The 15,030-nt window shown below is 72.2% G+C and carries 9 protein-coding genes; 2 read left to right on the top strand and 7 right to left on the bottom strand.

From position 1 onward, the window contains the following. Positions 1-361: 361 nt before the first annotated feature. Positions 362-592, top strand: coding sequence for a hypothetical protein (locus tag ACFY30_RS29395; protein WP_242764899.1), 231 nt, complete (start codon positions 362-364; stop codon positions 590-592). Positions 593-745: 153 nt separating this feature from the next. Here ACFY30_RS29395 and ACFY30_RS29390 read toward each other — a convergent pair whose 3' ends face one another. The 7 genes from ACFY30_RS29390 to ACFY30_RS29360 all read right to left on the bottom strand — a co-directional run bounded on the left by ACFY30_RS29390 (position 746) and on the right by ACFY30_RS29360 (position 12,637). Next, positions 746-1,636: a serine protease gene (locus ACFY30_RS29390; RefSeq protein ID WP_390848175.1), complete on the bottom strand. Its 891-nt coding sequence runs from the start codon at positions 1,634-1,636 to the stop codon at positions 746-748. Between the two features lie 157 nt (positions 1,637-1,793). Then, positions 1,794-3,344: an RNA polymerase sigma factor gene (locus ACFY30_RS29385; protein ID WP_390848174.1), complete on the bottom strand. Its 1,551-nt coding sequence runs from the start codon at positions 3,342-3,344 to the stop codon at positions 1,794-1,796. Between the two features lie 425 nt (positions 3,345-3,769). Next, entirely contained in the window at positions 3,770-4,657 is an 888-nt protein-coding gene (locus ACFY30_RS29380) for a FadR/GntR family transcriptional regulator (protein WP_390848173.1), read from the bottom strand. A 163-nt stretch (positions 4,658-4,820) separates the two neighbouring features. Continuing rightward, complete coding sequence (locus tag ACFY30_RS29375; RefSeq protein ID WP_390848172.1) at positions 4,821-7,259, bottom strand: ATP-binding cassette domain-containing protein; 2,439 nt, start codon at positions 7,257-7,259, stop codon at positions 4,821-4,823. Between the two features lie 142 nt (positions 7,260-7,401). After that, positions 7,402-8,160, bottom strand: coding sequence for an NUDIX domain-containing protein (locus ACFY30_RS29370; RefSeq protein ID WP_390848171.1), 759 nt, complete (start codon positions 8,158-8,160; stop codon positions 7,402-7,404). Positions 8,161-8,291: 131 nt separating this feature from the next. Further along, positions 8,292-10,268 (bottom strand): glycogen debranching N-terminal domain-containing protein, encoded by a 1,977-nt coding sequence (locus ACFY30_RS29365; protein WP_390848170.1) that lies wholly within the window; start codon positions 10,266-10,268, stop codon positions 8,292-8,294. Between the two features lie 572 nt (positions 10,269-10,840). Beyond that, entirely contained in the window at positions 10,841-12,637 is a 1,797-nt protein-coding gene (locus ACFY30_RS29360) for a DUF4192 domain-containing protein (RefSeq protein WP_390848169.1), read from the bottom strand. Positions 12,638-12,769: 132 nt separating this feature from the next. On the opposite strand from ACFY30_RS29360, the gene ACFY30_RS29355 reads away from it, so the two are divergent. Next, a complete protein-coding gene (locus tag ACFY30_RS29355) occupies positions 12,770-14,935 on the top strand; it encodes a RecQ family ATP-dependent DNA helicase (RefSeq protein WP_390848168.1) in 2,166 nt (721 codons plus the stop codon). Positions 14,936-15,030 lie beyond the last annotated feature (95 nt).

Here is a 15,030-nt window from a genome sequence, read left to right as displayed (position 1 = left end):
CCTGGTAGAGCCGTTGTAACGCCACCCTCGTACGGAACTCAGCCTAGTCCAGAGTCGTATGGGTGTTCGATCCCTCGTTGGAGTGAAGTACATATCACGTTCCCTTCGAGGCATGAACCATTTAGGCTCCGGGCACGTCCTCATGAACAAACCGGCAATCCAGCCGGGAGGACCGAGCCATGACCGACAGCGCGAAACCGTAAGCACCACAGACACGCAATACGGCACATTCGCCGCCAAACCGGCAGCAGACGGCCACCTCGAAGATTTTTTTCGAGGAAAAGCCACGAGCGGGAACGTTTTGGGGCTGGTTGGATGTTGACCCTGGTACGACAGCTCGTCGAGCTAGAGAAGAGGCGACGTGACTACTGTTCTGACCCCCGCGAGCCCGCTGACGGCCGCTGACCGCTGCGACCGCTGCGGCGCCCAGGCGTACGTGCGCGTGGTCCTGCTCAGCGGCGGAGAACTGCTCTTCTGCGCCCACCACGGCCGCAAGTTCGAGCCGGAACTCAAGAAGATCGCCGCTGAGATACAGGACGAGACGGAGCGGCTGACGACCGTTCCCGCAACCGCCTCCGAAGAAGAGCGCTGATCCCGCGCGTTCACGACGAGCCAGAACCGGCACAGGCTGGTGTGAGGGCGGCGGCCCCTGGAAACAGGGGCCGCCGCCCGTTCTCGTGGTCTCACGGCCTTGCTCCGCGGCGCCTGCGGCCAGGCGGCGACGGAGATCAAGTCCACAACGCCGTCAGGGCGCCGTGGCGGTCCCCTGAGGAGCCGCAGCGGCCCCCTGAAGCGTGGCGGCTCCCGGAGCGGCCTGGCCCTGGCTCAGGGCCCGGACGATCTCGGAGACCCGTGTGTAGACCCCCGGGCTTCCCGCCCGCCCGCAGCCGCTGCCCCACGACACGAGTCCGATCAGCCGGCCCTGTGCGACCAGCGGCCCGCCGCTGTCCCCCTGACAGGCGTCCCGCCCGCCACGCGCCTCTCCGGCGCACACCATGCTCCCGGAGAGGTAGGTGCCGTCCGCCGAGCCCGGATACGCCCGCTCACAGAGCGCGTCGGTCAGCACATGGACCCGAGCGGCCCGCAGCCGATGCGGATAGGCGCCGAATCCCGTGGTGTCGCCCCAGCCGGTGATGACGGCCTCCGTCCCGGGCCGGTACGCCGCGTCGCCCGCCGCGGCCAGGGCGATGGCCGACGTCGCGGGGAGGGGTTCGGCGAGGGTGAGCACGGCGTAGTCGCCGGCGTTGCTGACGCTGTCGTAGGCCGGATTGACCCAGGTCTCCCGGACGGCGATCTCGCGGCCCAGGTCCGAGGAGAGGTCCGTGCGTCCCGCGACGACCTTCAGATCGCGCACCTGGTCCGGCGCTTCCAGGACGTCCTCGGCCATGCAGTGGGCCGCAGTGAGCACGGTGGTGGGACCGACCACCACACCTCCGCAGAACTGTCCCGACCGCGTACGCCCGAACCGGTCACGGCTGGACAGCGCGACCGTCCACGGGCTCTGGGCGGCTTCGACGGGGAAGCCGCCCAGAACGACGTCGGAGGCCGCGGGAGCGGCGGACAGCAGCGGTATGGCCACCGCTGTGGCCGCCAGAGCCAACGGCCGGGCCAATGCCCGGACAAAGCGACGACGCATACACACTCCTCACTCCGATGTGACCGATGAACACCCAGAGTGATTCACTGTGCGACGCCCCGCACCCGCGCGCTCACGCCGAAGGCCCGGCTCCCCGAGCGGGAAACCGGGCCTTCGGCGTCGCGGTACGGCCAGAACCTGGTCGTGCGACCTCGGTCTAGTCGAGGTAGTCGCGCAGGACCTGCGAACGCGACGGGTGGCGCAGCTTCGACATGGTCTTGGACTCGATCTGGCGGATGCGCTCGCGCGTGACGCCGTACACCTTGCCGATCTCGTCGAGGGTCTTCGGCTGACCGTCGGTGAGACCGAAGCGCATCGAGACGACGCCCGCCTCGCGCTCGGACAGGGTGTCGAGGACGGAGTGCAGCTGCTCCTGCAGGAGCGTGAAGCTGACCGCGTCGGCCGGCACCACGGCCTCGGAGTCCTCGATGAGGTCACCGAACTCGCTGTCGCCGTCCTCGCCCAGCGGGGTGTGCAGCGAGATGGGCTCGCGGCCGTACTTCTGGACCTCGATGACCTTCTCCGGGGTCATGTCGAGTTCCTTGGCCAGCTCCTCCGGGGTGGGCTCGCGGCCCAGGTCCTGGAGCATCTGGCGCTGCACGCGCGCCAGCTTGTTGATGACCTCGACCATGTGCACCGGGATACGGATGGTGCGGGCCTGGTCGGCCATGGCGCGGGTGATCGCCTGACGAATCCACCAGGTGGCGTACGTGGAGAACTTGTAGCCCTTGGTGTAGTCGAACTTCTCGACCGCGCGGATCAGACCGAGGTTGCCCTCCTGGATGAGGTCCAGGAAGAGCATGCCGCGGCCGGTGTAGCGCTTGGCCAGGGAGACCACCAGACGGAGGTTGGCCTCCAGGAGGTGGTTCTTGGCGCGGCGGCCGTCCTCGGCGATGATCTCCAGCTCGCGCTTGAGCTTGGGGGCGAGCTTGTCGGCGTTGGCCAGCTTGTCCTCGGCGAACAGACCGGCCTCGATGCGCTTGGCGAGCTCGACCTCCTGCTCGGCGTTGAGCAGGGGGACCTTGCCGATCTGCTTGAGGTAGTCCTTGACGGGGTCGGCGGTGGCACCGGCGGCCGCGACCTGCTGGGCGGGCGCGTCGTCCTCGTCCTCGTCGGACAGCACGAAGCCGGCACTCTCGGTGCCCTCGGGCTCGTCGCCGCCCTTGGGGGCGTCCTCGAGGACCTCGTCCTCGAGCAGCTCGACGTCGTCCTTCTTCGCGGTGGTCTTCTTCGCCGCCGCCGCGGTCTTCTTGGTGGCGACGGTCTTCTTCGCGGCCGCCTTCTTGGCGGTCGTGGTCTTCTTGGCAGCCGCCTTCTTGGCGGGGGCGGCTTCCTCTGCGGGGTCGTCCACAGCGGGCGCGGCCGGGGCGGCCGGCGTGGTGGCGGTGGCCTTCCTCGTGGTCACCGTCTTCGCCGCGACCGTCTTGGTGGCGGTGCGCTTGGCCGGACTCTTCGCTGCGACGCTCTTTCGGGTGCGCTTGGGCTCCGCGGCACTGACCATCAGCGTCACACCCTCTTCCTCGAGGATCTGGTTGAGGCTGCGCAGTACGTTCTTCCACTGAGTGGCCGGAATCTGGTCAGCTTCGAAGGCCCGACGCACATCGTCGCCGGCGATCTGCCCCTCAGCCTTTCCCCGCTCAATGAGCGCCATGACAGAGACGGACTCGGCGATCTCCGGCGGGAGCGTACGGGATGTGCTGGCCGACACGAACAACCTCTCGGAACGTTGGAAAACGGCTTCCGGCCCCGTCCACGGCGGACGAGAGCCGACCACCGGCCTGGGGTGGGCCGACGGCGCGGGCGGGGGGCCGGGAAGATGCACAGCGCCTAGAACGGCGTCCGTATTCCCTCCGCGGCTGTCACCTCTTAGGTCATCGCGTTGTTTCCACAAGCGTTACGCCCAATCTTCGTGGCCCGAGTCACACCCCGTAAGCGCCTAAAAACGGTCAGACGCGGTCAGAGGTGGTCACTCGTAGTACGTACCCAGGTTGCCCCGATCCACCCCGATCCGTGTCGCGCCGTCGGACCCCGCAGACCCTGTGCGGGGCTCTGCGGGGTCCGACGTAGGGGCGGGCGGCCGGCCGGCGACGCAGGAGGAAGGACGTCCCCGGGCCGGGCACCCGCAGTGTGCGGTCAGTGCTCGCGCGGCGCCGGCACGACGCGCTCCACCTCGGGGTGCACGGTGAGCAACTGGCGCATGGCCGCCTCGGCCGCACCGCCGTCGCCCGCGGCCAGGGCGTCGACGATCCTGCCGTGGTGCGCCAGCGAGGCCTCGTTCGGCCGGTCACAGCCCGTGACCGGACCGCCGGAGACATGGAGGGCGGCCGAGACGATCCCGGAGAGGTGCTCCAGCATGCGGTTGCCGGCGATCTGGATGAGCAGTGTGTGGAACTCCGTGTCGGCCCGGGAGTAGGTGAGCGCGTCACCCTGCCCCATGGCATGTCCCATGATCTCGACCATGTCGCCCAGCCGCTGCTGGATGTCGTCCCGCCCGTGCCCCGCGGCCAGCCGGGCGGCGAGCGGCTCGATCGTCCAGCGCAGCTCGCTCAGCTCACGCCGCTGGTCGTCGCGCTGCGGGCCGAAGGCCCGCCACTCGATGATGTCCGGGTCGAGGAGGTTCCAGTCGCTGACGGGACGCACACGCGTGCCGACGTTCGGCCGGGCACTGACCAGGCCCTTGGCCTCCAGGACGCGAAGCGACTCACGGACGACGGTACGGGAGACCTCGAAGCGCTGGCCGATCTCCTCGGGCACCAGCGGACGGTCGGCTCCCAGGTCACCCGAAACGATCATCTGGCCCAGCTGCTGGACGAGTTGGCCGTGCAGCCCGCGGCCGCGGCTGCCCGCGGCACGTCGGCCCACGCGGCCCAGCTCGGGTTCCGCGCCCTCCCAGACGTGGGCTCCCACGCGGTCGGCGGCGGAGGCCTCGGCGTAGGGGTAGCGGTCGAGTTCGCCCGGGCCGGCCAGACCGGAGTCGGTGGAGCGGGCGGCGGTCATCATGGTGTGCGCAAGGGTACTCACGGATCCTTTGTCGGCGCCGTCTCCAACTCCCTTGAGGTCTTTGGTGAAAAGCACACGAAAGGGTGATCGCTCACCCCGTCGCAATTGACGCCTTATCGGAAAGAAATGGGCTTTATCCGGGGAGTTGTGCACACGCCAGGACAGGAACGGTGCGGAACAGTCGTCATCGAACCCTGCTCCGCACGGTCATCAGCAGATACGCGCACAGCAGGGCGGTCACCGACAACGCCAGCGCGCCGCCGACGGGTTGGGCGATCACCCGCATCACGGCCACCACGTATCGCTCTCCCCCGAAGGGCCACTGGACGAGCAGCACCTCGCGCAACCGCAGCGAGAACCCGGCCGCGGTCCGCACGGACGCGTTCTCGGCGGCCTTTTGTGCGAGCGGCACGACGACGACGGGTACGGCGAGCACGGCCGCGAGTCCGGCCGTGGTCGACCGGAAGACACCGGCGGCCAGGACGCCGGCCCAGGCGCAGCCGACCACGAGCGCGAGCCAACCGGCGCTCAGTGAAGCCCACTCCGCGGGAACCTGCGCGAGCTCCCGTCCGTAGAGGAGATAGAGCACTTCGGCGTCGCAGCCCACGGCGAGGAAGGCCAGCATCAGCGCCGTGAGCCCGGCGACGAGCAGCTTGGCGGTGAGCAGCCCGAGCCTGCGGGGCACCGTGCCACGGTCCGCGGCCAGGGCGGGGTGGCGGAACTCGTCACCGAAGGCCAGCGCACCCAGCAGTCCCGCCCCGAGCGCCGCCGGCGGCAGCGGCAGCTCCACGGGCCACGCGGCCAGCAGCCGCGCCTGCGAGGTGTGACCCATGCGCGCCAGGAGTACGGCGATGAGGGCGGAGGAGAGGAGCACCGCGGCGCCGGTGACGAAGCTGGTGCTGATACCGGCGGCGCGGCGGATTTCGTAGCGGAGGGGGCGGAGCGGACTGGGGGCGGAGCGGACGGAGATGGGGGGCGGCAGGGCCGAGTCGAGGTTGCGGACGGCTCCGCCTGCCCCCGGGAAGCGGCGGCCGGACCCCCTGAGCGATCGGGCTCCGTTCGCGGCGGGACCGCCGGGTTCGGCGACCGGGTCGGGGAGCGTCAACTGCTCGGCCACCACCAGCGGCAGAGGCACGCGCACGGGCTTGGTCAGGGGCAGGGGGTCCTCGAGGTCTCCGGCGTCCCCGAGAGGCAGCGGCCCAGACGGAGGCTCGGGCTTGTCGGCGGCGGGCGCAGGAGCCAGGGGGCGAGCTGCCGTGACCTCGAGGACGGTGGGCGCGGGAGCGGTGGGCTCGGGAAACGTGGGGGCTTGCACATGGGGCTCTGCGGCTGGGGCGTCACCCGAGGCGCTGCTCGTGGCCGTCGCCGTGGCGGGCTCGGGCCGCCGGGTGGCGCATGCGGAAGCCGTGTCGCCGGCAACCGATCTGTCATCGGAAGCCGACGCTTCTTCAGAAGCCGACGGTGTGTCGGAAGCCGGCACTGTGCCGGGAGTCGGCCTTCCGTCGGGTGCGGGCGTTCCCTCGGCGGTCGGCGTGACGTGGGGGGCCGGACCGTCCTCGGCGGCCGGTGTTCCGTGAGGGGTCGGCCCTTCCTCGGCGTCCGAGCTGCCGCTGACGTCGGAGTCTTCCGGGTACGAGGGACGCGGTGTGGGAACGGCGACGGGGTTCTGCTCCCCCTCCTTCGCCGAGGGGACCGCCTCCGGCCCTCCCCCGGGCCGCACCCGCCCCGAAGTCCCCGTTCCCGCACCCGGCCCCATGTCGCCTGTCTCGTCCGCGAGTTGGTGGACGAGGATGCCGTGCCGGAACGCCGCTTCGCCCACCTCGGCGCAGGTACTGCCGTACACGCAGAGCCGGTTGCCGTCCTCCTGGACGACCTCGACGGAGCGTCGACCGGTACGCGCCTCCCTGGTGAGCAGGGCGGCCAGGCGGGCGGCGTGCGGGGTGCGGACGGCCACGCGGGGGCGCAGCCGGGTGCGGGCGAAGTCGCTGACGTCCTGGTCGGCGACGACTCTGCCCTTTTCCAGGGTGACGACCCGGTCGGCCGTGCGGGCGGCCTCCTTGGGGTCGGCCGTGGTCATCAGAACGGTTCCGCCGTGGGCCGCGTGTGCGCGCAGCATGCCGTGCAGCCAACGGTTTTCACGGCCGGAGAGGCCCGCGGCCGGTTCGTCGAGCACGAGGGTGTGCGGGTCGCCGAGGAGGGCACAGGCCAGTCCGAGCCGCCGGTCCATGCCGCGGGAGAGGGTGCCGAGGCGTTCGTCCCGCAGGCTGATCAGGCCGACCACCTCCAGGACTTCGTCGGCACGCCGGACCGGTACACCGGCGGCCGCGCACAGCATCCGCAGATGGCCGCGGACGGTGCGGGCCGGGTGTCCCGGCACATCGCCGAGGAGGACGCCGACCTCCCGGGAGGGATGGGCGATGCGGTGCAGTGGGCGGCCTCTGAAGTAGGTGAGACCACGGCCCTGTTGGAGTTCGAGCATGAGTCTCAGCGCCGTGCTCTTGCCCGCGCCCGGCGCTCCGAGCAGCGCGGTGACACGGCCCGCGCACGCCTCGAAGGACACGTCGTCGACGGCGGGCGGAAGTTCCTTGCGGGAGTCGCTGGTCAGTCCGAAGGCCTGGATCACCCGTAGCAAGATAGCGCGCTATGTCCGGTTTTTCGGGTGCAGCGCGGCCGAAGAGGCATGCCCGATCGCCGCATCCGGCTCGCCGTCATCTCTCCTCGACATCAACTTCCGGCGCGGAGTGGGCCGTTGTCGCGGTATCGCCTCACACTTCGGGGCGCAGCATCGGCGGGTTGAGCAGCGTCGCGCCGCCTGCCCGGAAGAGCTGGGCCGGGCGGCCGCCCTGACGTGTGGTGGTGCCGCCGGTGGGGACGAGGAAGCCCGGGGTGCCCGTCACTTTGCGATGGAAGTTACGCGGGTCGAGGGCCACGCCCCACACCGCCTCGTAGACCCGGCGCAACTCGCCGACCGTGAACTCGGTGGAGCAGAACGCTGTCGCCAGAGACGAGTACTCGATCTTGGACCGGGCGCGTTCCACCCCGTCCGCGAGGATCCGGGCGTGGTCGAAAGCGAGAGGGGCGAGGGGTTCGCCGTCCCGGCCGTAGCCACCCTGCTGCAGCAGTTCCTCGACCGGCGCCCAGCGCGCGTTGCTGGCGTCGCCACCGGCGCGCGGGGCGGGCAGGTCCGGGGCGAGCGCGAGGTGGGCGACACTGACGACGCGCATTCTCGGGTCCCGGTCGGGGTCGCCGTACGTCGCGAGCTGTTCCAGGTGGGCGCCGTTGCCCTGAGCCGGGGCGGAGGGGTCGTGGGCGCGCAGTCCGGTCTCCTCGGCCAGCTCCCGCGCCGCCGCCTGGTTGAGGTCCTCGTCGGCCCGCACGAAGCCGCCCGGGAGCGCCCACCGCCCCTGGAACGGCGACTCGCCCCGACGTACCGCCAACGCGCACAGGGCATGGCGGCGCACGGTCAGCACGACCAGGTCCACTGTCACGGCGAAGGGCGGAAAGGCTGACGGGTCGTAGGGCATGCGGCGATCATAGTCGTCTTCCTGACGATAAACACACCCTTCGCCGGACGCATCGAGAACTGATCCACTTCGGTCGGCCACGACGGTCACCGGCCGGCGCCGGCTCTTTGCCGGTTCCACGTCATACCAGGTCACACTCCCAATTGCAGTCCGTCGGCCGCTTCCTCGACCATGGCGAGGCCGAGCCGGCTGACCCGTACCGAGAAGGGGCCGCCGGCGACCCTCAGCCCGGTCAGGCCGATCTCGCCCAGGGGTGCGCCGCGCAGGGGGCGCAGGGTGATCGTCCCGGCCGGTGCGTCGGGCCGGATGCCGGCCGGAGTGGTCAGCAGCAGGACTCCGGCGGCTGCCGACGTGGCGGCCGGGCGGCAGGCGGCCGGGTGGGGCAGAGGGGCGCCCCCCTCGGTGCGCTGCCCGCCTGCGTACATCTCGGGAAGGCGGTGGCCGAAGGCCTCGGCCGCCGCGAGTGCCCCGCTCAGCAACGCCCCGGCCTCCTTCTCGTAGCCCGCGGTGGCCAGGCCCGCCACGGCGATCGCCGTCTCGTGGACCCGTACGGCGCCGCTGCGATGGCCGAACGGGTTGTAGCCCGGCTCCTTCGCGCTCAAGGCCCGCAGTCCCCAGCCGGAGTCCATGGCGGGACTGCCGAGCAGCCGGGCCAGGCTTTCGGTCTGCACCTTGTCGAGCAGCCCGGGTGCCGACGCACCGCCTCCGAGCAGGCCTGTGTCCAGGAGGTGGACGGCTGACGCGCCGAGGTGGGGCACCGGCCGGCCTTCCGGCGTGAGGGCGGCCGGCGGCCGGCCGCCGCCTCGGTCGTCGAGCCAGAAGTCCCGCCGGAAGACGGCCCGAAGTCGCCGCGCCCACTCCCGCAGCCAGGCGGCGTCGGGGCTCGCTCTGCCGCAGGCGTCGAGCAGGTCGGCACCGAGCAGTGCCGCCCGATGGGCGTGGGCCTGGGTCTCGCAGCGGACGGGCCCGCCGGGCTGGGGGTCGCGCAGATACGTCCCCTCCCCCACGGCGGCCCGCAGCCAGCTCAGGCAGCGTTCGGCGGTCGGCAGCAGTTCCTCCGTGTCCTGCTCGGGCAGCCCCCAGCGGCGGGCCTCCGCAAGGAGCACAGGGAAGAGCAGGGTGGCCTCCGTGCCGGTGCAGCCGGGCGGCAGGTGGGCGCCCGCGTCCCGCCGGGGACCGGGGATCATGCCGTGTCGCGGGCCCTCGTGCGAGATCTGGGTGCGGGCGAGCGTGCGCAGCGTGCCCGCGGCGAGCCGGGTCCCGAGGGGCAGGGTCATACGGGCGGCGGCGAGCGCCTCGGCCGGGGCCAGGCCGCAGCGCCATGGCGCCCCGGCCGCCAGATAGGTGTCCGTGGGGTGGGAGGGGTCGCGCACCAGCAGGGCCTGGAGATCCCCGGTACTCGTGGCCATGAGCGCGGCCACCCGTGGGTCGTCACCCGTCGCGCGGGCGGCCGCCAACGGGCTTGTGGCCGCGCGGCCGACGGGCCGGGCCGGCCCGGCGCCTTCCAGACGGACCTTCAGTTCCACACAGACGCTGCCGCCGGGAGGAAGGTCGAAGTCCCAGCGCAGCAGTCCGGCGGAGGCGATGGCGTCCGCGGGCGGCGGGTCGGCGGTGACAGATGAGGTTCCTGTGGCACAGGACCAGCGCAGCCCGGAATCGCGGACGCTGGCGGGCAGTTCGGGACCCACGGCGCCGGACGCGATCGCCGCGATGTCGGACAGGTCCGCGCCGAGGGACACCTCGACCGGGAGGCGCAGGGGCCGCAAGGCTGAGCTGCGCAGCACGATCCGCTCCGTGCCGTCCGCGCGGCGGATCCGCTCGACGACGACGTCCGGGTCCGGACCGCCGTGCGGCGTGACGCGCAGGGCGGCGGTGAAGCGAGCCTGGTCGGACGCGGTCATGCGCGCCTGCACCGCGAGCGGTTCCCGTCCGGCCACCCGCACCTGGCAGCGCGAGAGGATGCGGCGGCCCGCCCGGTAGAAGCCCTCCAGCCCGCGTCCGGTCAGCTGTCCCTGTTCGGTGGAGATCGCGAGGCACGGCAGGGCGACGCAGATCATCGCGAGGTGGGCAGGCGGCAAATCGCCGGCGGGCCGGGGTGGCGATGGCATGGCAGGTGCCGTACCGCGGGACGGGCGCGGAGACGGGCGGCGCGGTACGCCGAGGGGCGGGAAGGAGGGCCCGGCGCGCGTGCCCTGGTGGGCGGACGTGCCCGCGACGCCCTGCGAACCGGCAGGAGGCGAGGCGCTCCGGACGTCCACCAGGAGCTCCGTTCCCGGAGGCAGCGCGTCCGGGTGCGGTCCGCCCGGCGCCGCTCCAGGGAGCGGCGCCGGGGTGCCGAGGCTGGGGTGGTCGGAGGCTGAGGGCGGAGTCGGCTGATGCATGCGGTGACTTCTTCTGCTCGCTGTGCGCCTCGGGCGGGGTCGAGGGCCGGTGACGGGGTCCCGCGAAGCGGGGGCGCTGCGGCGGTACGCCCCGTGCGGACATCCGCCACTCAGGTGAACGGGGCCGGGCTCCCCCGGGTCACGCCCCAGGCGGACGGTCCCCACCGAATGGCGGTCCGGCATCGGGGTGTCCCGCGCGACCGCCCGCGCAGGATCACCCGGCACGACGCCCCTCCCCGACCGCCAGCCGTCGACGGCCAGCCGCACGGAGGCACAGCCGATCGACGCGCCGAGGAGGCTCATCCCTTCCCCCTGGCGTCGTCACCTTCGGCGCGGACGCCCTGCGGGCGGTTGCCCCGGCGCCGCGCGGAGAGCTTCCCGGCGGTGCGCGGGCGTGACCGGCCCCTGCTCGCGGCGGCAGGACGTGTCGTGGGCGTACGGGCGCGGCAGGGGTGCGCGCCCGGCGCGAGCTCCGTCGGCTCGCCTCCTTCCGCCGCCTGGGCACGCGAGGGGCGGTCGGTGATCGCCTCTGCGCCTGAGCGGTCCGGTCCGCCGCCGGACGCGGGAGCGGGCGTCGGCACGGTCACGGAGGCGCCGTCCACGGCGTCGGAGCCCGCGGGGGGATCCCCCACTCGCCGGTGCGGCTCGCGTGCCTCACGCGCCTCGCGCTCGGTGCGCAGACAGCGGCGTACCGATTCCGGGTCGAGCCCTTCGTTGCAGGCTTGATGCAGCAGGCGTGCGAAGAGGTAGCCGGGGTCCGCGCCCAGGGCCATGGCGAGGGCTTCCCTGGCCTCGAGTTCGTCACCGCTGGACCAGGCGACCCAGCCGGCGAGGGTGAGCGGGGCCGCCGCGTGTTCGCGGTAGGGGCCGACGCAGCGGCGTGCCAGCGCCCGCCACAGACGCAGGGCGGGCGCCGCCTCGTCGCCTTCCATCCACTCGGCCGCCCGGTCGCGCGTCCCCCGGTCCTGAAGACCGAGGATCAGAGCGGCGGCTTCGTCGCATCCGAGCAGTTCGTCGTCCCGGCCGTCCGCCCTGGCGCTGCCGGACACGAAAGGGGCCGCGGCGAGGCGCCGCATGACCCGTCCGGCCAGTTCGACCGTCTCCTCGGCGACCGCCGCGCGGCTCACCTCGTCGAGGATGCGCGGGACCATTGCCATGTTCGCCGTGTCCAGGGCGACTTCCTGCTCCAGCACGATCCCCGTCTCCAGGGGCAGCAGCCGGGCCCGCAGTTCGCGCAGGGTGCCCCGGACCTGGATTCCGGCGTAGGTCGCGGCCGCAGCCAGCACCGAGGTGCCGGGCAGACCCATCGGCGTCCCTTCGGCCGGGCAGCAACCCTTGCGGGGGCAGCAGTACGACCAGAAGCGGCCGTCGGAGATGCACAGCGCCTCGATGACCGGGGCGTCGAGATGCCCGCACGCCAGCCGCAGGGCCTGGGCCAAGGGTTGCAGCCGCTCCATGACCTCGCGGCCCGTCTCGCCCTGCGCCGGATCCTGACAGAGGTAGGCGACCATCTGCGCGGGACGGGTGCCCCGGCGTTCGCCTCCCTTCACCAGCCCGTCCGCGAGTTGCTGGGCGACGGCGGCCCAGTCGCCGGGATGCGCGGGAATGCCGAGCCTGGCCCGGCCCCCGAACCGGCCTTGCCGGCCCCGGTCGCTCAGGGCGACCAGCACGATGCTGTCCTCCGGCCGGTATCCGAGAAGGTAGGGCAGGGCGTCGGCGAGTTCTCCCGGTGTGCGCAGGGTGACGTGGTGGACGGCGGCGTCTGCGTCGTGGGGCGGGTCGGCGTCGTAGGGCGAGTGGCTGATGTACGCGGTGGGCCCGTCGTACGGGTACTCGTCGCCGCAGATGGACGCGCCGCTGAAGATGGACGCATCGCCGTGCGTGGACGCGTCGCTGTAGGCGGTCGAGTCGGCTCGCGCCGTCGCACCCCCGTGCGCGCTGACTTCGCCAGGGTCCGTCGCGTCGCCGTGGGCGGTCCGGCCGTCGCAGGACGCGGGCCCACCGAACCCGTCACGTCCGTCACATCCATCTCGCCCATCACGTCCGGTGATGTCGCCGTTTTCGGAGGGGCCGGTCGTTTCGCTGTGATTCGTCATGCGCCGACGATCTCGCGGATCCGGATATTCCGCTTTGCCCTGTGGATAAGTCCGACCAGGGACACGTCAACCAGTCGGATTCGGACACCGCCCGGACCCGGTTTGTCAGCGCCGTCCTGTTGTATGGGAGGCATGGAGCACACGAGCAACACGGATCTCCGGTCGGACGCCGATGCCGTCCTCGCCCGCCTCGTCGGCGACCCCACGGGCGCGGCCCGGCTGCGCGAGGACCAGTGGCGGGCCATCGAGGCGCTGGTCGCCGAGCGGCGCCGGGCCCTGGTCGTGCAGCGGACGGGGTGGGGCAAGTCCGCGGTGTACTTCGTGGCGACCTCGCTGCTCCGGGCCCGCGGCTCGGGTCCCACCGTGATCGTCTCCCCGCTGCTCGCCCTGATGCGCAACCAGGTCGAGGCCGCGGCCCGGGCCGGTATCCACGCACGGACCATCAACTCCTCGAACACGGAGGAGTGGGAGACCGTCCAGGCGGAGATCGCCGCGGGCGAGGTGGACGTCCTGCTGGTCAGTCCGGAGCGGCTCAACAACCCTGACTTCCGCGACCAGGTGCTGCCCGCACTGGCCGCCGCGACCGGACTGCTCGTGGTCGACGAGGCGCACTGCATCTCCGACTGGGGCCACGACTTCAGGCCGGACTACCGCCGGCTGCGGACGATGCTCACGGACCTTCCGCCGGGGGTTCCGGTGCTCGCGACAACGGCGACGGCCAACGCGCGCGTGACCGCCGACGTCGCCGAACAGCTGGGTACGGGCGGCACGTCGGACGCCCTGGTGCTGCGCGGCCCGCTGGACCGGGAGAGCCTCAGTCTGAACGTGCTGCGGCTGCCCGACGCCGCGCACCGGATGGCCTGGCTCGCCGACCACCTCGACGAACTGCCCGGCTCGGGAATCGTGTACACGCTCACCGTGGCCGCCGCCGAGGAGGTCACCGCCTTCCTGCGGCAGCGCGGACACGTCGTCGCCTCGTACACGGGCCGCACGGAGAACGCCGATCGTCAGCAGGCCGAGGAAGACCTGCTGGCCAACAAGGTCAAGGCCCTGGTCGCCACCTCCGCGCTCGGGATGGGCTTCGACAAGCCCGACCTGGGCTTCGTCGTGCACCTCGGCTCGCCCTCCTCCCCCATCGCGTACTACCAGCAGGTGGGCCGTGCAGGCCGCGGTGTCGAGCACGCGGAGGTGCTCCTGCTGCCGGGCAAGGAGGACGAGGCGATCTGGGAGTACTTCGCGTCGCTGGCGTTCCCTTCCGAGGACCTGGTGCGCCGCACTCTGGACGTCCTCGCGGGCGCGGAGCGGCCTCTGTCGCTGCCCGCGCTGGAGCCACTGGTCGAACTGCGCCGCTCCCGCCTGGAGACCATGCTGAAAGTCCTGGACGTGGACGGCGCGGTGAAGCGGGTCAAGGGCGGCTGGACCGCGACCGGCCGGCCGTGGACGTACGAGACCGAGCGCTACGACTGGGTCGCCCGGCAACGCAAGGCCGAGCAGGAGGCGATGCGCCAGTACGCGTCGACGACCGGCTGCCGGATGGAGTTCCTGCAGCGGCAGCTCGACGACGACGGCGCCAAGCCGTGCGGGCGGTGCGACAACTGTGCGGGGGCCCGCTACACCGCGGAGACGTCCACGGCGGCGCTGGACGCAGCGCGGGTGGATCTGGGCCGCGCGGGCGTCGAGGTCGAGCCGCGCCGGATGTGGCCGACCGGCCTTCCCTCGATCGGCGTACCGCTCAAGGGACGCATTCCGGCGGGAGAACAGGCGGACACCGGAAGGGCCTTGGGGCGACTCTCGGACATCGGCTGGGGCAATCGGCTCCGCCCGATGCTCACCGCCCAGGCGCCGGACGGTCCCGTACCGGACGACGTCGCCAGGGCGGTCGTGGGGGTACTGGCCGACTGGGCGAAGGGGCCTGGCGGTTGGGCTTCCGGAGCGGCCGACGCCCGCCCGCGCCCGGTCGGCGTGGTCACCGTCGCCTCCAGGACGCGGCCGAGGCTGATCCACTCGCTGGGCGCACGCATCGCCGACGTCGGCCGGCTGCCGCTGCTGGGTGCGGTGGAGTACGCCGACGATGTGTCACCGGTCTCGCGGAGCAACAGCGCCCAGCGGCTCAAGGCCCTCGACGGCCTGCTGGAGGTGCCGCCCTCGCTCGTCTCCGCGCTGGCCGAGGCCCGGGGGCCTGTCCTGCTGGTGGACGACTACACCGAAACCGGATGGACGCTCGCGGTCGCGGCGAGGATGCTTCGACGCTCGGGTGCCGAGGGGGTGTTGCCGTTGGTGCTGGCTGTACAAGGTTGATCACGCACAGAGTGCGAAGGGGGCGTGGACCGCTGCCCCACGCGTCCGCCCGCGCATCACTGGGTAGGGATATATGACACACACCGCCGTATAAC

The organism is Streptomyces sp. NPDC000345, from assembly GCF_042898825.1.
Lineage (GTDB): Bacteria > Actinomycetota > Actinomycetes > Streptomycetales > Streptomycetaceae > Streptomyces.
Note: the sequence above shows the minus strand (reverse complement) of the source record. Positions and strands in the feature narration are given on the sequence as shown.